This window comes from Paenibacillus sp. Mc5Re-14 (assembly GCF_001049835.1).
In the GTDB taxonomy this organism is placed as follows: domain Bacteria; phylum Bacillota; class Bacilli; order Paenibacillales; family Paenibacillaceae; genus Paenibacillus; species Paenibacillus polymyxa_C.
The window spans coordinates 4,239,836-4,258,692 of record NZ_CVPD01000001.1 but is presented as its reverse complement, the minus strand read 5'-3'; the positions used below and the strand labels follow the sequence as shown (position 1 = coordinate 4,258,692).

Genomic DNA, 18,857 nt, shown 5'->3' with positions numbered 1-18,857 from the left:
TTCTACTGGATGAACTATGGATAATAAAGCGTATGTTTAGTCAAGGTATCAATACAATGCCCATTTTTCCGTGCATAGCTCCATAAAAGAATGAGCAACCTGTTCACATTCGTCATACCCCAAGCTACCAGAATGAGCAAAAAGAATGGGGTATTCATTGTTTGTTTTTTCCTCTCTCATATCAAACATATAGTGGTTTCCGCTACCATCCATCGCAAACGACACGGCACCCGGCATATACTCTGGCAGCTCGTAGGCGAGGTTCATTTCTCTCAAATCTTCAGTATTGAAAAACTGAAAACATCGTTCTCCATTCTGAAATTCACCGCCATTAGAGTATCTCAAAAAATCCATATAGCTATCAGGAAATTGCCCTTGGGGCAAATGCCAGCTCACAGGATCTAAAGGTTTATATTGATCATGGAATGGAGACGACTTTGGAAAAGGGTTCACTTGTCTTTGCTTGATTTCGTGAATCTCTTGCTCGGATAGCTTTATGTTCCATGTTTTCAAAAAATTCGCGATTTGTTCATCCGTTGCTTCCTGACTTATTACAAACGGTTGTTCAAATTGAATACTCCACATATGTGCCAACCTCCATGCCTCGATGCCTCTAAGAGTTGTTGTTGCTACCTTTTTCAACCCATTCAGCCACACTTTCATGAGGTTGAAGGTTCTCACGTTTATAGTAAAAAACGGTCTTGAGCTCGTAATCCAAGCTTTCCGCAGCAATGAAAAATCGGGTACCAAACGTTTGATCCTCCATACAAATCACAGGCCCCTCAAGAAATCCGTAAGAGACAGTTTTTAACATTTCCAGTTCCTTGTCATTAGCCAGTCTAAAGCATTCAATTGAAAATACACCGCCCGGACAGGAAAGAAACGAGACCTCGTAAAATGTAATCTCTATGTTGTGATAATAGCTAAAGTCAAAGCTCCCTGCTAGTACCAGCTTGGGGCGACTTGTATAATCATAAATGTAGTAATGGTAAATGTTATTTTGAGAAAGTATTTCATTCAGCTGCATCAGTTTGGATTGAATGGAATGATTCATGATCCTATGTCCCCCCTCCCCACTCGCGGCTATTCCCGATCCGTCACCGCCTGCCACGCTTCTGTTATTGCTATAGGTGATTTGTGGCTGGTCTCTCCGCCACCTTCCTGAGTCCATAGCGGCGGATAATAAGCAAATACCTCTCCTGGCTGAAGTTGCTCCATATCCGACTGCCAACCATTCCAACGGAATGTCTGGTAGAACAAGTCCAAATCTCCCTCAGCCAACCAGCTCAAGAAACCGGAATAGGCCAGCTCAGTGGATTCCCACTCCAATGCATCCGGTGCAAAATAGTAGATATGGCCGCTACGTCCAAACTTTCCTGTATCCAATCCAAAGAAGCCACCTGCTGCATCATAGGCCACAATCAGCATTCCCCCAAGTGCAGGAACGCTCGCTGGCTCTTGCAGCCCGTTCCACGAAGCCAAACTACCGTAAATTTCAGGCCCACCTGCACCCAGTAAGGTGATCCATCCGTGGTCAAATATGATCCCTCCTGTTTCATAGGCAACCGTTCCCAAGTACGATTTTGTGCTCACTTGCAAACGGTAGAGCGAATCTCCCCTAACAGATTCCGATTCTGCCGGTACAATGCGATATGGATTATTCCCTTCTTGCAGAATGTTTCTGACCTCTTCCCATGCATGGTTGTCCTGATCCATTAGCTCATCAACCGTTAACGTATGCATATCCATTCTCCTTCCTGTATTCCGTATCTATCTTTCAACCTGTGAACTGATTTTCGAAAACCTGCGTTTGCTCTAAAATCACCCACTGATTCAGCTCGTCGTAGCCTTGGACAATCGCCGTGATCTCATGCCTCGGATACATCCACTCGGATGGGGCCTTTTCCGCATATGAATGGGTGTCTGCCAATCCGACTGCATTGTGCTGGAAAATATGAATTAGTGTTCCGTGTGGAAAAAAGGCTTCAATATGTCCAGTTACCTTAGTCCCAACCGGCAGTGCATTTTTGATTTGATGCCATTCCTTTTTGAAGGTGTGAAGATTGTTGGACCAGACTTCTTCAAACTCTTTTTTTGTAATTTTCGTATAATAGGGCTCTGTATCATCAATCGCTTTCTCGGCTAACAAGAAATGATATTGCTCGTGCTTACGATTAGAAGCAATAAAAGTACCGTCATCTTGGATCACAATTTGCCGATAGGCTACGCCGTCTGAGTCTATTTCAAAATACCAGGTTCCCATACCTGGTTCCGGACAATCTTTAAGATATTTCATTCGTACCTCCTAAAAGGATGTATAACCGTGTCATTTCATCTTTCTTTTTCCGCTATAGATTCTTGTCAAATATGCGAGATATTCCGAACGCGTCAGTCCTCCTGTTTGGCGATTGAACTCATCGTACGAAATGTCTTCCGGGAATCCGAATTCGGCCAGTGCTTTTCGGCGCTCTTCCCGATACAACGGGTTATCCAGCGTGTGGTGCCACTCCCGCTCTTCCCAAGGACCAAAACAGTCTGCAATGACACCTGAATATACACCGTTATTTAACAATTCGCGCGAAGACTTGAACACTGTCTTCCCTTCCGGTTTGGAAATTGTGCCCGTTCCCCAGGACAGTCTATATATTCTTTCTTTACTGCTATCTATGCTACTGCCGTAACCAATCGGAAACACAATATCCTCTTCCGCCAACGCTTTATACCCTATCCGCTCGTAGGACCCTCGCATAAAGGAATCATCCATGACAATCCAGGTTGTATCAGATAACGGGGCGGCCGTGACGGATTCCAAAGTTATTGAACGGTCACGACTTGTACACAAATACGGACGTACGAATAAAGGCATCGTCATGACACTGTTCCATATGCTCTCCTTTGCAAACAACTGATCCTTTTGCATTTGGCGCAAATCTCCGACGACCAGTACATAGCCATCTGTAAAAAGGTCTATTTCCACGCGGAAGATGTCTCCCGGAATGGTTTTATAACGCTGGTTTTTCCTATGCTTCAATCGTTCCAGCTTACTATCATAGTCGTTAGGTACAAGCGACGGGTAACGTTGAAGCCAATCGATGATCTCTTCTTTACTATGTAAATGCTCACATCCAGTGATGGGCAATCTTACGCCAGTTTTGCTATTCACAGCAGTAACATAACTAATAGGACGATCTCTTCGAATGCCTGCTGAAAAGGACACACCTTCTGCTGTGATGCTCGAAACACTTGTATAATTCAGTTTTTTCTCTTTGCCACGAGCCGTTTTAGGTAGAACAAATGCCCGATCACGAGTAAAAATCTCTACATCAGCTTCTCCATAAGCATCCTCTTTGGAAGAAATTCGCTTGCGAATAACATCTCCATCCATACAAATAAAATATCCTTCTTTAATTTCTACTACGTCCCAATGTTCTTCCAGCGTCTCCAGCCCAAAATAGGGTCGTAACGCGTTCGTTAACCAACTATTCATCTGCTCCTCCTGTTCCGAGTATAATTCAGTAGACTTCATTTCTGTTATTCCAGAAATTATAACATAACACGGAATGTAGCTCGTTTATTCATACATTGTTCCAGCTTGGACCAACTCCTCCTGAATCCAGCTACTGCTGGTAGACAGTTGGAGCAAGTCGGCCGTGATCTGCTTGATCTGTTCTTGCAGCACGTGTGGCTGATCTGTTCCTTCCAGAAAGCGACTCACAAAATGAAGAAAAACGTCTACCTTCCTAAGCAGCATTAACACAGGCAAAGCGTCAACCTCGGATTGGCTCAAACGAACCTGACGGCTGAAGCCCCGGCAAAAATCACGAACAGCTGTCGTTTCCTCCGGTTGTCCCAAAAATCCTGATAAAATGACCGCCGGATCCATGGCCCGAACGTCCAGCGTACAAAATTCAAAATCAAGCAGTGCAGCCACCTGACTAGGGTCAGAATCTTTTACCAACAAATTGGAAGCGTTCAAATCTCCATGTACAAGCTGATGCGGCAAGTCTTCCAATGCATGAAGTGAATCTATAATCTCTTCATATACTTTTCCTATCAAACGCAGCTCCTCATGTAAATCTTTTAGAGGCTCCGGCGGGTTTAAACAAAAGCCTTGGATTACTTCCCGGTTACATAATGGATAGGATTGCTGCAAAGCATAATACGGCCGGTAGACTGGAGTCATATCAAGATTAAGTGTTGCAAGTGCAGCAGATAATTCGCCAGCAGCCTCGCCAAAAGAATGGGCAAAGCTAGGATCCTGCTCCGATGGGGATGTGCCTTCTATGTATTCGAACAGACACACATATTTGCCACTATCCTTCTCAACCTGTGCAAGTGTCTCTCCCGTAATCGTTCGGATTGGCATTGGAACCCTGAATGATAGAGAATGCCTGCTCAGTTCCTGCAAAACCGCATGCTCAAATTCGATTTTGTTCCGATCCCTGTGTGTATCGTAGATGCGCAGTACCCCACTTCGCCCACCGCTCTTAACAAAATACGTCGTATTATTCCAACCTCCGGTTCGTCTCTGTAGTATCCCGTCCCACTCCGGCCAGTGCCGTCTTAATACCGCTTCCAAAATGTATCCTCCCTATTAAACATCCGCTTATGAATTTGCAGTAATTATAACAAATATAGACGCCCATTAGAATTGGACGTCCTTGTGTATCCTTCATTTCCTCATTTGTTTGTTTCGGATATTCTGCGGGGTGGCACCATACGCTGTTTTAAATTTTTTATAGAAAAAACTCATGCTGGTATATCCGACCTGCTTGAAGATCATTTCGAATGGCAGGTTGGTATTCACTACCAAAGAATAGGCCGCATTAAGTTTAATGTTGGCAATAAGCTGCGTGTAAGTAAGACCGGTTACTTTTTTCAACTTATTACTTAAATACGTACTATTGTAATTAAAATGAGTAGATAATTGCTGGAGGCTTAAATGCTGATAATGCTCTTCCATGTAATTCAGAATAGAAGTAATATTACTTTCCTGCTGGTTTAAGTGAATATTATGCTCGCTTTCCAATACACGGACCAATTCCCCAAATACAATGGGCAAATAAGCCTTGACCAGCTCCATTGAATCCTCTTGCCTGGAAAAATATTCGATCAAGATTCTACGCAATATATATTGAAGGTTTTCATTATGCTGTGACTCAAAAATAATAAAGTGATTATGATGCTGATGCTGGAGGACTGAATTGGCAAGAAACTCGCCGATCAAACTTTTTTTCTTAGATAGCCGCTGTAGAAATAGGGATGAAATCGTTTCTCTTTGCAGGAGGATATTAATCAGTATATCGTTTTCTCCCAAAGGTGCGATGCTGTGCGGCACATCCTTATCGAGGACACACACTTGGCCTTCACAAAGCTCAATTTCTTTACCCGCTATGATTTGGTTGCACTTACCTGAGTAAACATAGTTTAATTCAATAAATTCATGCATGTGCTCCAGCATCGGAGCAAACCTGTTGTGCTTGCTAATATAAATATCATGTTCTCCGAAGAAAAATAAAGCAGGCATTCGATATATATTCTGATTTATATCAAAAAATCGCTCATTTTCCGATTCTTTGGAGAGATCATTAATCACTTGATTGTTTTGCTGTTGTAAAAGCTCAATTTCAGTTTTACTTCTCAGCAACTGATCCAGCTCATGAAGGTTCATAAACACAGACTCCTCCTTCAGACTCCCATTAACTGTGAACTGCCGTCTGTGTTTTGCTTCCCTTTCCTCTAATAGCGATTCCCAGACAGAGGAGCGCAGCAATCATAAATACAATTGCAGAGACGAGAAAGGAAAATGAGGCAGTTTCATTCCCAGACAACACCCCAACTAACTTGATAACATAAGGCGAAGCAAACGCTCCCAAATTGGAGCCTACCATTGCAATCGAAATAGATATCGTCTCACTGCCTTTAGGTACGATTTTAGTTAGTATCGTAAAAATATAAGGAATAAACAGCGCAAAGCTAAAGCCAATGATCAGCATGGCGACCGTAACCATGGTCACATTCTGAGCAAACCACAGCAGGACAAAACCTGTCGCTGTTAATAAACTGGAGATAAAAGGTGCGTAATTTCTGAACCATTTATATATTCTACCGAACAAGAAGCCTGCAATCATAGTTGATAAGGAGAACAGCGTCAAAGCGGTCCCTAAAAACCCTGCGTTAGGCATACTCTTTTCAGCAATCATAATACCTGTTTTGGTATACACAATCATGATAAAGGTCATAAACAGGAAAAGTGCAGCCCCTAATCCAAGTACAGGTAGGGACATTCCCCCGCTCTTGTGGCCCGTTCCTGTCGTGCTCGCTGTAGGCTCCTCACGCTCTGGTTCAGGAATGATAAAAAAGAACAACAGTGCGATAGGAATAGTGATCGCATAGCACAAAAAAGCAAACGGCCAGTCGATTAGGGCAAGCTGTCCTGCCACGAAGGTAGCCAAGCTGCTTCCGAGCCCTTGTACAGCGCTTTGAAAGCCTACCAATTGAGCACGTTCGTCCCCTTCAAAAAAATCACTAATTAAACTGACAGCCAGCGAATTGAACATCCCCAGACCTGCACCTAACACCAAACGCAACGCGAGAATCCATGTAATGTTCGTAGTGAGCATAGGAAGTATTCCGCCGATGACCACGAGCAAAAGTCCTAGCAGGACTGTATTTTTTTTACCCAAGCGGGAAGAGATCGGGCCACTCAACAGCACAAACAGCATCATCGAGAAAGATGGGATTGTAACTATGCTTTCAATCAGTGAACTGGAGACTCCCGGTAATTGGTTCAGCATCATCGGGATGATAGCTGAAATAGCACTCGCTGATGTCAGGACTAAGGAAATGGACAACAATGCTGTTTTAAACCATATTTTGTTTTTAATATTCATCAAGCTTCTCACCTCTAGTCTATGTTATAGCTTCTGGTTGTATTTGTACTGGAACGTATACTGTCCAGATCCGACGGTAAACGTCAATTCATGATCTCCACTCAGTTGGAAAATCGCCTGTTCTCCGGGAGAACCTGATTTCCCGGCCAGCTCTTGTGGCACATTACCAGGCGGATACTGAATCGACGGGTATTGCGTAGTAATGGTCTGTTGTAATGCTTCTGGCTCTAGAACGCCCGGAAGCGTAATCTCAGCTGTCGTATTATGTGCTACGTGAACCGTCATCCGCATTTCTTCATTCACGATTTCCCAATGGACAGCAACCTCACCATAAGGTGTCTCCAGCTTGCCATGGGCCGAAGTAAGATTAACAGGCGGTTTGGGTGCTAACCGTGACTTTTTGTAGCCCGCTTCAAGCACATCGATTCCGGCAATATTTTGGTACATAAAGTCTCCAACTGAACCGTACGAATAGTGATTGAACGAGTTCATATCGGTGCTCCAGAACGAGCCGTCCACTTTGATACTGTCCCAATGCTCCCACATGGTCGTTGCTCCCCGTTCAACCTGATAGAGCCAAGAAGGATAATCTTTCTGAAATAAAATTTTATAAGCTATATCTGTATAGCCATTGTCGGATAAAACCAGGCATAGATAGGGTGTGCCTACAAAGCCAGTATCCAGATGCATATCATTTTTTTCTATCAGCCGTACGAGCTCCTGAACCACTTGCTTTTTATATTTTTCTGGTACCAATCCGAAGTGCAAAGCCACAACCTGTGCAGTCTGGGTATTAGAAGTCAGTTTGCCAGCGTCATCAAAATAACGGTTCGCAAAAGCGCTTCTAATCCCCTCATGCAAGCTTTGATAAGTGTTGTAATCGGTATAGCGATTCAGCAGTTTGGCGGTCTGCGCCAAGATATGAGTCGAATACGCAAAGTATGCAGTCGCTACCAGCGTTCCATCGGTCGCTCCAAAATAGCTTCCTTCCTCGCTATCCAGCGCCAGCCAGTCTCCCAGCTGCAAACCGCTATCCCACAGATGTTCCTCGGTCCCCTGGGCACGAATATAATCGACCCATGCTTTCATACTGTCATACTGCTGAGCTAGAATTTGCTTATCCCCATAACATTGATAGATCGTCCACGGACATATAACTGCTGCATCTCCCCATGCGGCTGTCGTTTGGTCCATATTGTCTGCAAAGGTTCCTTTGAGGACATCCGGCACGACAAAAGGCACAGCCCCATTCTCCAGCTGGTTGTAAGCCAAATCTTTCAGCCACTTTCGAAAGAAGGAAGCACTATTCATATTGAAGCTGGCCGTTCTGGCAAAAATCTGTGCATCGCCGGTCCAGCCTAATCGCTCATCACGTTGCGGGCAATCGGTCGGCACATCCAGGAAGTTCCCCTTTTGTCCCCATACAATATTGTGCTGGAGTTGGTTCAGCTTTGGATCGGATGTCTCGAACAAGCCAATTGTCGCCATGTCTGAATGCAAAACAACGCCTGTAAAATCTTCAATGGCTACGCCAGCCGGAAAGCCCTCAAGCTTCACATACTGGAAGCCTTGAAAAGTGAAATGCGGCCTAAATATCTCCGTCCCCTTGCCGCTGCAAATGTACGTAATCTGCTGCGCTGCATCACGCATATTATCTCGGTAAAAATTCCCTTGCTGATCCAGCACTTCACCATGAACCAGATTCAGAACCGTACCTTCGGGGGCTTCCACTTTAAATTCCAGCCAGCCTACCATATTTTGACCCAAGTTAAGTACTAGTTCGCCTTTAGGAGTCCGAATCAGTTCAACAGGCTTTAATCGGTTCATTACACGGACAGGTTCGTTCTCCTGAGCAACCAGATGACTTAACGGAAACGGGACGACCTGCATCATTTTCCGTTCGTTCAAGAAGCGATGTTCGGCTGCCTGCTGCTCCAGTCGAGCATCATAGATTTCGCCGTTATAAATATCTGACATCAAAATGGCACAGCTCGTTTCCTCCCAGGAAGAATCAGAGCAAATGAGTTCTGAACGGCCATCTTCATAGCTAATCTTCATTTGAAATAGCAAAGCATTCGTGTTCCCGTAGGTATCCTTGCGCTTTTGCCAGCCTAGATAGCCGCTGTACCAGCCTTCTCCCACCGTTGCTGTGATGCGGTTATGTTGTTCTCGAACGGTAGAAGTCACATCATAGGCTTGCACCTGAACACGATCGTTATAATCTGTCCATCCCGGGGTAAAGTAGGCATCGCCTACTCTTTGTCCATTGAGATCCAGCTCATACAGACCAAGGCTTGTGGCATAAATGACTGCTTTTTTCACTTTTCCCTCAACCAAAAAACACTTGGAAGCGGCAAAAGGGGCTCTTGTCTGAAACTTTTCATGAATGCTTCGCTCCTTCACTGTAATCCATTGTGCCTTCCAGTCCTGCTCATGGAGCAGCCCCATTTCCCAAAAGCCAATCTCACTCCATTCCGATTCCTCCGGTTCGGTGTCACCCGCTCCCTGAGCCCATACTTTTACCCGGTAATAATATCTTTGTCCTGATTCGAGTGGAGGACCTTCATAGGGAAACAGAATGGATTGTTCCGAATAGGAAAAATGATTCCAGAGCAGCGGTTCAAAAACAGGATTTATGGATACCTGTAATTGGAAGCGTTTTTGGAAAACATATATGTTGTCAGATTCAATTTGCCAACTTAATCGAGGCTTTAGACAACCCAGTCCAATCGGATTGTTTACATGTTCACATCTAAGCGCTTTCACTTTTAGCATCTTATATCCTCCCTGAGATCTTCTTTTGTGTTTCTATATTCAAATTAAAACGCTTCCATTAGTTGTGCGCAATGTTGTATCCCTGCATGTTGTATGCTTGATTTACAGGTGTTGAATGTCCATCCCTCATATCGAATCTTAAAATGGGTTTATTAGAAAAATATGTACGCACGACAGCGCAGTACTCAAAAGGTAAACTCTTGTTTTTTGTACATATGGATTGTAGTATTAAGCCGATCAGTGAAAGGAGAATTACAGTAATGGAAACGAACTACAAAAAGCTGCTGGATCAGATGATGGCACCCTATGATGAAATGCTGCAGAGTCTAATAAGTGATCACGCCGATTTTTCGAAGGTTGACTATTTGGAGCAACACAGTGAGGAATATGGAAAAAGTGATGCCAATTATATCAATCGCTTGAAGGTGCTTTTGGCTATGTATAATCGTGAGGATCGAGATTCCCCGCATTACGAACCGATTGTGAGAAGGCTGCTCGTTAATGAGATTATAGATAGGGAAACGAACAGTTTTCAGGGGATTGGCGATGCTCTATACTACGCCGTTTTTTTACTGCAAAAATATGAGCGTGAGCAGGACCAAGTTTTGTTCCAGCAGGCCAAGAAAGCCAATTTCGATACATACGCCGGGTTTGATCCTGAGTTGATTTTGGAAACATATTTGTTCAGCAAAGATACAGCTGATCTTGAAGATTGCATCAATATCGCGAGTGAACTCGGGGAAGATGTATACCTATCATTATTTATTGATATGTGGATCAGAGAGCAGACGGATTGGGACAAAGAAAATTTGCGGACACTCGTTTATCATGAGAGATGGCGCAACCATGCAGAAGGCGAAATTGAAGCTCTCAAAAAGCTGGCCGAAATGGAGAAAATAGAAGAAAATCCTAGTAACTACTGTTCTACTGCATCCAGCTTGGCAGAAAAGCTCATTGAAACAGGACGATGGGATGAAGCTTGGGAAACGATGGCAACCATCATTCCGCTTATTACGAAGGAAAAAGAATGGTTCCTGTACGGACTTGGCCGCAATATAATTACAGCCTGTATCCACATCATCATGCATTTTGGAGCAAAAAGCCGACAGGCTACTTCGTTATGGCAAACGATAAAAGGGGTTCTTCAACCTGCCGCTAACAATATGGGGACCATTCAATATCAGCTTGCTGTATCTGTCAGCAAATTTATGGGTGATACCAAATTGGAGCAAAAGTTACTCAGGATTCGGAAGCAACGTCAATAATCCAGTTACCATAAGGAGCCTGTCGCATGCAATGTAAAGAACGAGGCATTTGACCCAGCAGCTCGCTTTCCAGTTGCCCCTCGAAGCGAGGGGCAGCGAAAATACGGATTGCAGTGCATTGCCTTCCTCTACAGATTTCCGGTCACGATAATACCATCTGCTTGCTTCAAATGCGCTCTGACCCATGCTGTAAAGGAATCGATAAATATGCGTAATTCTGGCTCCTTGGCAGGCCAAGCATCCAATTCTGTTAATATTTCATGCCATACCGACGCCTGAATCGGATTATCCCAGCAGGCATCAAAAGCCTCATACGTTTCCCCCGTGTCAGGATCGACAAGTGGATATTTGGACTTTAACACAGACAGCACGATATCAAAGTCATCTGCGTAGATGAAGATCATCTCCTCCAGCTTTGGCTCATCTGTATCACCATAGCGTAGCGGTTCAAAAGTATATCCAATATTGGCTCTTGGACCACTATAGCGATAGATTAGTGTCTGAATCTCTTTTTTGTCCTTCTTACTCAATTTCATCTACTCCTTTCTTCGGCTACAACTCGAACCAATCCGCAGCGCATTTCTCTTCTTCCAGTGCCCTACACATTCCTTCCCTTAACCTCATCGCATCTCCGCCGCCGATATGAAATAGACAATAGATATAAGGTTCATCATCTTCTAACCCTTCAATATTTCTTGCCTCTTCCACTGAAATCTGAAGCGCTTCAGGCCAATCAGAATTATTCTGAAGCAGAACAAAGCCATCTTCATCCCTTTGCATCCGATATCCCTCAATCCTAGGCAATGCTTCAGCTAAGCGTTCCATTAGCGCTTTAATATCCTTAACATCTGCGACCTTAATTCCATACTCCCACCCCATCTGCATTCCTCCAATTTTATGAACTTCTCCTTAATTAGAACCACCCCTAAATTGGGTTTCACCTTCTCATTCACCTCAGGAAATTCACTTGGATTCAGTCATAGTCCGCATATAAGAGGTATTCCTTGCAATGCCTGCACTGAAATAAATAACCCCGAAACGATCCGTCACGTTCCATGCTTTCCCGTATTCGACTCTTAGCCTCTTTTTCATTATACAAAGCCAAAATAGGCATAAACATCAGGTTGACATCATTTTCTATCCCTCTACTGACAAGCTCCTTCCAGCCCACAAAATCTATAAAAACACAGTAGTCATCACAGTGATCCAGCCACGCGGCGGTCTGCCATGCCTCATAACCGGGAGTCCGATGCAGTAACTCATCCAGTTTTGGTTCCTCCAGTTGTGCACAGCAAGCAGGGTCATGAAATGTTCCCTGTAGCATGCTCGCTTTCTAAGCCCTCAAGCTCTTCCTTCAATTGGTACATGGCTTGTACAGCCTCGGGACTGGGTGCGTACAAACTATATCTTTTGTTTAGTGCCACCCATTTTTGCTGGATTTCCATAAGCCCCTCACTTCCTTCTGATTTTCCTGAAATTTCTTATAATTTATTATAATAGATATAGGCTTCCGGTGAGTATACCCCGGAAGCCTATGGATTCATCTAACCACTCTTTTATTTATTTTGCCTTCTGAGGCACACGCTCACTATTCCCGTTTCTTTTTCTCACTACCAACATAATAACAGCCATAACAGCTACCAAGACTGCTATAAGCGTAAAGGGAATATATTTGTCCACTCGATACAAGGTGGTCGTCAAAATAGGAGCAATGATCGCGGAAATTCCCTGTACCGCAGCTACCAGCCCCGCTGCTCCACCTTGCTGCTCTTGACTGACCGAAAGCGAAGCACCTGCCATAAAACCGGGCATCAGTAAGCCTGTGCCTATGCCAAACATAAAGAATGCTGCATAGTAAACGGCCAAGCTGGCTGAAATCAGAAATAATGCCATTCCAGCAATTAGGAATAGAGAACCAAGCAAAATCATCGGTTTAGGCTTCCATTTAAGCCATTTCATCTGGATGATCTGCACAATCAGCATCGCTGCCCCGGAGAACATAAGTCCAAAGGACACGACTCTTGCTGTTTCTTCGGATGTAAGACCTAACTGATCTTGAAAATAAAAACCACCTATAACCTGAATAGTCACAATACTTATCATCGTAACCAATCCTGCAAACAAATACATTCTTAGACCTGGCTGGAGGGGGTTAATTCGAGCGGGTTTTTGCTGAATAACGGGCTGGGCCGCCGGAATCGCCAGCAGAGACACCACGAATGCAACAGCGGCAATGACAATTCCAAAATATAAGGGCCATAACAGCCCTATTAAAGTAAAAGCACCTGCAATCGCGGGGCCAAATACCAGCCCAAGCCCATTCGCCGCACTAATAATAGCCATACCACTTCCACGCTCTTCTCCTTCCGTTACATCCCCCATATAAGCTTGAGACGATGACAACACCGCCGGGATAAAGCCGCCAATTAAGCCGCGTGTAACAATCAGCAGGACTAACAGCAGCCCCCCACTAAGCCAACCATTTAATCCTGCAAAAAGAGTAAGTGTAAACAACAGACAGCTTACACACATCCCTATGAAACCAAGCAGAATCACCGGCTTGCGTCCCTTTGCATCACTCAGATTTCCCCATACTGGAGCCATTAAGGCCATCGTTATAGAACCAAGCGATATAATTAATCCGGAATGGCTTTCTCTTAAGCCTAATTCACGAATAAGGGGCGGCATAATTGGAGCAATGAGCATGAGCCCTAGCATAGCCACAAATACACTGAAAAAGATGCTCCCTTTTATTCTATTCATCCTCGCACACTCCTCTGTTAAAGATTCTCTCTATGCAGAAGTATACGGAGCATACCAAAACGCTACTGCCTATAGACGGATAAATTTGCGGTTAAACGGATTTAATTTTGCGTATAAAAAAGCAGCCAGTCTTCAGACAGTAAAAAATGGCCTGCATTCTATGGCCCAATGGGCGTCGTTAATTATAGAGTCGCTCTTTCGTTGTGAAATGAACTACATTGGTCTCTTCATTGCTGACTGGATGGAAGGACTTCATTTCCTGACATGTTATTACGATATATGATGTACAGTCTTTTGCCTTTAGTAATTAGCGTAGCTGTGGGTTGAGTCTGTATATCGATGTCTAAGGGGGAAATCTCAGTGAAAACAAAAATAGGATCAATCATGAAGGTAAGATCGTTAAGAACGAAGTTAACCATAATGTGCTTGATTATTTTAATCGTACCCACATTCGTGATTGGAATCAGTTCTTATGTTGTTTCCAAGAATGAAATGAATGAATCAGGCAAAGTAGCACTTAAGAATAGTGTGCAAATGGTAATTGGTATGATTAGTTTCCTCAATGGGCAAGTCGAAGCCGGTAATTTAACATTGGAAGAAGCACAGGAAAAACTGCGCATCGAGCTGCTCGGTGTAAAAGATGCTAATAACAAAAGACCGGTAAAGATTAAATATACTGTAGGTAAAACAGGTTATCCGTGGGCAGTCAACCAAGATGCCGTTTCAGTGATGAACCCTTCAAATGAAGGCCAGGATTTAATAAATGCCGTATCGGAAGACGGTGTGCATGTGGGAAAAGAGTTTGTAGAAGCCGGTACAAACGGCGGGGGATTCGTCACTTATAAATGGGCTTTACCTGGTACAGATCAAGTGGAGACGAAAATTTCGTACGTTGAAAGGGATCCTTATTGGGGATGGATCATCGGTTCTGGAGCATATTTTAACGAATTTAACAGCGGGGCGACCAAGGTCCTTTATATTGTCCTGATTATTACGACTATTGCAGTTATTCTGGGAGCAATTATCGTAAGCTTTGTTTCGGGACGTTTTACGAAGCCTATTATCATGATTGCAAAGCGGCTTAACGCAGTTGCGGACGGTGATTTAACGGTCGAAGAAGTCAAAATGAATTCAAAAGATGAGGTTGGCGAGCTTGCACAGGATTTCAATCATATGATTAAAAATATTAGATATTTGATCGGTGAAGTAAATCTGTCCACAAAGCAGGTAGCAGCTTCCTCGAAAGAATTGACCCTTGGAGCAGAGCACACTGGACAGGCAACCGAGCATATCACCATTGCGATTCAGGAATCGGCGGCCGGTGCGAAGGAGCAGCAACTGATGCTCCAGAAGACAACCAGCTCGCTTGAAGAAATTTCAATAGGCATGCAGCGGATCACGGATAGCTCCTTGACTATTGCTGAATCGTCTGCAGACGCGATGGAAATGGCGAGCCTTGGCGGTACTGCTGTACAACATACGGTGAAGCAAATGGACTTGATTAACCATTCCGTCAATGAAACCGATGCGGTTATGAGAATGCTGGATGAACGCACTCAACAGATCGACACGATGCTACATGCCATTACGGATATCGCACAGCAGACCAATCTGCTTGCCTTAAATGCTTCGATTGAGGCTGCCCGTGCAGGCGAAGAAGGCCGCGGTTTCTCCGTAGTTGCTTCAGAGGTAAGAAAGCTGGCCGAACAATCGAACCAGTCTTCCGGGCAGATTTCCGAGTTGATTCAGAATATGCGCAAAGATATGGAGCATTCGCTTAAGACCATGGAACGCGTAAAACAGGATGTAGACTCCGGCATTAAAATTGTCAATGAGACGGAGCAGCAGTTTAATAAAATTGTAGCGTCCACCAATCATATCGCACAGCAAACGGAAGAGCTCGCGAGCATCACGGAGCAAATAACCGCAAGTGTCCAGGAGATTTCGGCAAGCGGAGAGAACGTATCAAGTCTGGCACTCCAAGCAGCGGACAACTCGCAGAATATTGCAGCGTCTGCAGAAGAGCAGCTGGCTTCGATGCAGCAGATCACCAGCCTGGCAACGACCTTGTCGGATATGTCACAAAAGTTACAAGATCTAACGGTCAAATTTAAATACTAACGGAAATAAGTCTTTCCAAAACATCGCGCTAAACTGTTCTTCATATTATGAGGTCAACCGGTTCTTTCTGGTTGACCCTTTTTGCATTGTTCTGAGGAATTACTGAAAAGGCTTGCAAATCATGATCCCCTTCTAGCGATGTGAATTGGGCACGGTTTTTGTTGATTTGGTTCAGAATTGGTTCAGAGGCATTTAGTATAGTAATTCAGTAGTGTAAGAAAATCATATTCGTAGGTTAGTCATCATGGAGAATCTTAGTAAGCTCATCGTGACACCGGAAATTTATGGAGGAAGTTTATGAGTAAATTCAAGTCTTTTTGTTTAACTTATCTTGCTGTTATCGTCTTATTTGGAACCTGGACATGGGGTTTTTCCGAGAGTACTGTGTATGCAACCTCCTCACCAGCACCTAGTGTAACGGATGCTGTGTATGCTACTGAAACCACGGTAACGAGTTGGACAAATCCTTCTAAACAAGGTCAATCCGTAACGTTTAGCATCAAAACCATCTCAACCCCACAAATTACGAAAGATTTAACCGGCTCGGTTATCCTTATGGACGGTACGGATATATTAGATACGCTGACGATGAGGCCAAATGGCATTGCGAATGGATATGCCACTGCGACCTACACCACAAGCGATTTAAGTGTGGGAAGTCATCCGATTACTGCTATATATAGTGGGGATGCTCGATTTGCCCCCAGTACATCTGAGCCTTACGTTCAGGTCGTAAATGCACCTACGACTACACCTTCACTGAGACCTACAGTAACTACAGTACTGAGTTCGCCGAATCCGTCTAGTCACGGCCAAGAAGTAAGGTTTAGCGTGAGGACAACTTCGAACCCACAAACTTCGGGCGATTTAACCGGAACGGTCATCCTTATGGACGGCACGAATATATTAGGTACGCTGACGATGGAGCCAGTGGGCATTTCGAATGGTTATGCCAATGCGTACTACACTACAAGCAACTTAAGTGTGGGAAGCCACCCGATTACTGCTATATACAGTGGAGATGTTCGATTCGCGCCGAGTACCTCTGAAGCGTATATACAGGTTGTAAACGGAGATGCAGGCACTGGTGGTACTGGAAGTACGAGCGGAACCGGTGCTACTACTGGTAACGACAGCAGCAGTAGCAATAAAAAAGATAAGAAGGATAACGCGGATAGCAGTGATTCATCTTTTTCCAGTGAAACAACCACATCTTCATCACCATCGGTTTCAACAACGGATGTACCGACTCCGGAAATCATGCCCGTAGAGCAATCCGAGGTTGCGCATGAAAAATATATAACGGGTTATCAGGATGGTACATTCCGACCGGACCAGTCCATTACACGAGCTGAAACCGCCGCGATGATGGCTAGAATTATGAAGCTGGAGACAAAAGAAGGCTCAACGACATACAAAGATGTACCTAACATGTATTGGGCAAAGGATTCGATTATAGCGCTTACGACACAGCACCTCATGAATGGATATGCAGATGGAACATTTCGGCCAGAGCAACCCATTACCCGTGCAGAAATGGCAGCAATACTCGCATCCTGGAAGCAGCTTAAAGGTACACAAACCGCAGCGTCTCCCTATACCGATATCGAAAAGCATTGGGCAAGAGATTCCATTGTAGCGCTAGCTAATGCAGGATGGATTACCGGTTATAACGACAACAGCTTCCAACCCAATAAATATATAACACGAGTAGAGACTGTTACCATTTTGAACACTATCTTAAAGCGAGGACCCCTGGAAGGAACAATTCAGGCTACTTGGAAGGATGTACCAGTAGATTACTGGGCATTCAAAAATATTGAAGAAGCGTCTCGTACCCATACTTCAACCATCAATTCAGAGGGTACAGAAACTTTCGTGAAATAAGCACCAAATAAAAAGCTGGCATCCTTTCTATAACAGGGTTCCAGCTTTTTGTTTACTTGATATTTTTAGAATGGTCAAAAAAGAAATTTTAAAATACTTTCTTCAAGGATGATGGTTTCACTCCGTATTCCCGGAAAAATTGCTCTGAAAATGCACTCACATTGCTGTACCCTACAGCCATCGCAGCTTCTGTTACATTGCTCTCCTGGCTTCGAAGCAGCTTCATCGCATAATCGAGACGAATTTGGCGCAAATATTCAAATACAGTCGTTCCAAAACATGCTTTGAATCCTTTTTTTAATTTAAAATCGTTTAATCCTACTTTTTTGGATAATGCGATCAGTGAAGGAGGATCAATCATGCTGGATTCAAGGATTTGCCGAGCCATATGCAACTTTCTGACATCTTCTTTAGATAACCCTTCAGGCATGGGGGTTAAATCAAATAATTGAAGTCGATTTAAAATCTCTAGTGCTGCTGCTTCCATTAATAAAGGCGATCTATGCACACTTTTCAAGTCTTTGATCAAATGTTCAATCATCACTATATTTCTGTGATCCAGTTCAAAACCAAAGTGATGGAATGCAGCCCCCTTCAGAATTTGATTAAATTCAATAGCTACCTGTCGACGAGCCGCCAACTGTGAAGCCGCATAATTAAACAACGAAACAGGAATGCCAAGTGCAAATGATTGGTATTGTTCGTTAACCGGAGGATGGAAGCGTGCTTTGAAATCCTGTAAAAAAATAAGAGCCCCCCGCCCCGACGGGAGTGTATAGTCCAGACCAGCTATATTCACATGACGTTGCCCCGAAAGCGCAAATTGAAGTTCAATCATTTGTCCTCTGGAAGCAAAGTTCGTCGGGTAAGGCTCGTGATATTGAATGTGCGAATACACAATCTCGATTCCGCTGTAAGTTGTAACTCGGTAAATATGTCCGTTACCCGCTTCTGGTAACATCATATAGGTATGCTCGTTTTGTTTTCTAAACGGAGTTTTTTCTAAATAATGCTGATATATTAATGATAACGAATTTGAATTCACAAGCATCCACCTCAAAGGTTTTCATTCATTTTGATGATTCAAATGAGAATCGTTATCATTAATATTAGCTGAATTTGAATGGTTTGACCAGACTTATTGGAGTATGCT

18 protein-coding genes are annotated in these 18,857 nt (G+C 43.9%); 3 read left to right on the top strand and 15 right to left on the bottom strand.

Features of this window, described 5'->3' with window-relative positions; translation table 11 throughout:
* Positions 1–48: 48 nt before the first annotated feature.
* The 9 genes from BN1546_RS19470 to BN1546_RS19430 form a co-directional block, all read right to left on the bottom strand.
* Positions 49–585, bottom strand: coding sequence for an SMI1/KNR4 family protein (locus BN1546_RS19470; protein WP_090738629.1), 537 nt, complete (start codon positions 583–585; stop codon positions 49–51).
* A 28-nt stretch (positions 586–613) separates the two neighbouring features.
* Complete coding sequence (locus BN1546_RS19465; protein WP_090738628.1) at positions 614–1,054, bottom strand: hypothetical protein; 441 nt, start codon at positions 1,052–1,054, stop codon at positions 614–616.
* Positions 1,055–1,083: 29 nt separating this feature from the next.
* Entirely contained in the window at positions 1,084–1,743 is a 660-nt protein-coding gene (locus tag BN1546_RS19460; RefSeq protein ID WP_090738627.1) for a DUF2625 domain-containing protein, read from the bottom strand.
* A 34-nt stretch (positions 1,744–1,777) separates the two neighbouring features.
* Complete coding sequence (locus BN1546_RS19455) at positions 1,778–2,296, bottom strand: hypothetical protein (RefSeq protein ID WP_090738626.1); 519 nt, start codon at positions 2,294–2,296, stop codon at positions 1,778–1,780.
* 30 nt (positions 2,297–2,326) lie between these two features.
* Complete coding sequence (locus BN1546_RS19450) at positions 2,327–3,487, bottom strand: immunity 26/phosphotriesterase HocA family protein (RefSeq protein ID WP_090738625.1); 1,161 nt, start codon at positions 3,485–3,487, stop codon at positions 2,327–2,329.
* Between the two features lie 84 nt (positions 3,488–3,571).
* The gene (locus BN1546_RS19445; protein ID WP_090738624.1) at positions 3,572–4,579 is read right to left on the bottom strand and encodes a phosphotransferase; all 1,008 of its coding nucleotides are present in this window, start codon (positions 4,577–4,579) and stop codon (positions 3,572–3,574) included.
* A 93-nt stretch (positions 4,580–4,672) separates the two neighbouring features.
* Positions 4,673–5,671 carry an AraC family transcriptional regulator gene (locus BN1546_RS19440; RefSeq protein WP_090738623.1) on the bottom strand — a complete coding sequence of 333 codons (999 nt, stop codon included), beginning with the start codon at positions 5,669–5,671 and terminating at the stop codon, positions 4,673–4,675.
* A gap of 28 nt (positions 5,672–5,699) precedes the next feature.
* Positions 5,700–6,893: an MFS transporter gene (locus tag BN1546_RS19435; protein WP_013372350.1), complete on the bottom strand. Its 1,194-nt coding sequence runs from the start codon at positions 6,891–6,893 to the stop codon at positions 5,700–5,702.
* Between the two features lie 24 nt (positions 6,894–6,917).
* Positions 6,918–9,668, bottom strand: a complete 2,751-nt coding sequence (locus tag BN1546_RS19430) for an alpha-L-rhamnosidase (RefSeq protein WP_090738622.1) — start codon at positions 9,666–9,668, stop codon at positions 6,918–6,920.
* 260 nt (positions 9,669–9,928) lie between these two features.
* Between BN1546_RS19430 and BN1546_RS19425 the strand changes: the two genes are divergently transcribed.
* A complete protein-coding gene (locus BN1546_RS19425; protein ID WP_090738621.1) occupies positions 9,929–10,933 on the top strand; it encodes a hypothetical protein in 1,005 nt (334 codons plus the stop codon).
* Positions 10,934–11,061: 128 nt separating this feature from the next.
* Here BN1546_RS19425 and BN1546_RS19420 read toward each other — a convergent pair whose 3' ends face one another.
* The 5 genes from BN1546_RS19420 to BN1546_RS19405 all read right to left on the bottom strand — a co-directional run bounded on the left by BN1546_RS19420 (position 11,062) and on the right by BN1546_RS19405 (position 13,696).
* Positions 11,062–11,469, bottom strand: coding sequence for a hypothetical protein (locus tag BN1546_RS19420; RefSeq protein ID WP_235329918.1), 408 nt, complete (start codon positions 11,467–11,469; stop codon positions 11,062–11,064).
* 16 nt (positions 11,470–11,485) lie between these two features.
* On the bottom strand, positions 11,486–11,812 hold the full coding sequence (locus BN1546_RS19415) for a hypothetical protein (RefSeq protein ID WP_013372354.1): 327 nt from the start codon (positions 11,810–11,812) through the stop codon (positions 11,486–11,488).
* A 94-nt stretch (positions 11,813–11,906) separates the two neighbouring features.
* Positions 11,907–12,257, bottom strand: coding sequence for a CbrC family protein (locus tag BN1546_RS19410; protein WP_013372355.1), 351 nt, complete (start codon positions 12,255–12,257; stop codon positions 11,907–11,909).
* Entirely contained in the window at positions 12,235–12,378 is a 144-nt protein-coding gene (locus tag BN1546_RS27400; protein WP_158453334.1) for a hypothetical protein, read from the bottom strand. The genes BN1546_RS19410 and BN1546_RS27400 overlap by 23 nt, the downstream gene beginning before the upstream one ends.
* Before the next feature lie 115 nt (positions 12,379–12,493).
* Positions 12,494–13,696 carry an MFS transporter gene (locus tag BN1546_RS19405; RefSeq protein ID WP_090738620.1) on the bottom strand — a complete coding sequence of 401 codons (1,203 nt, stop codon included), beginning with the start codon at positions 13,694–13,696 and terminating at the stop codon, positions 12,494–12,496.
* A 360-nt stretch (positions 13,697–14,056) separates the two neighbouring features.
* Between BN1546_RS19405 and BN1546_RS19395 the strand changes: the two genes are divergently transcribed.
* Positions 14,057–15,817, top strand: a complete 1,761-nt coding sequence (locus BN1546_RS19395) for a methyl-accepting chemotaxis protein (protein ID WP_090738618.1) — start codon at positions 14,057–14,059, stop codon at positions 15,815–15,817.
* A 297-nt stretch (positions 15,818–16,114) separates the two neighbouring features.
* Entirely contained in the window at positions 16,115–17,704 is a 1,590-nt protein-coding gene (locus tag BN1546_RS19390; protein ID WP_090738617.1) for an S-layer homology domain-containing protein, read from the top strand.
* A gap of 88 nt (positions 17,705–17,792) precedes the next feature.
* Here BN1546_RS19390 and BN1546_RS19385 read toward each other — a convergent pair whose 3' ends face one another.
* Positions 17,793–18,749, bottom strand: coding sequence for a helix-turn-helix domain-containing protein (locus BN1546_RS19385; RefSeq protein WP_090738616.1), 957 nt, complete (start codon positions 18,747–18,749; stop codon positions 17,793–17,795).
* Positions 18,750–18,857: the final 108 nt, after the last annotated feature.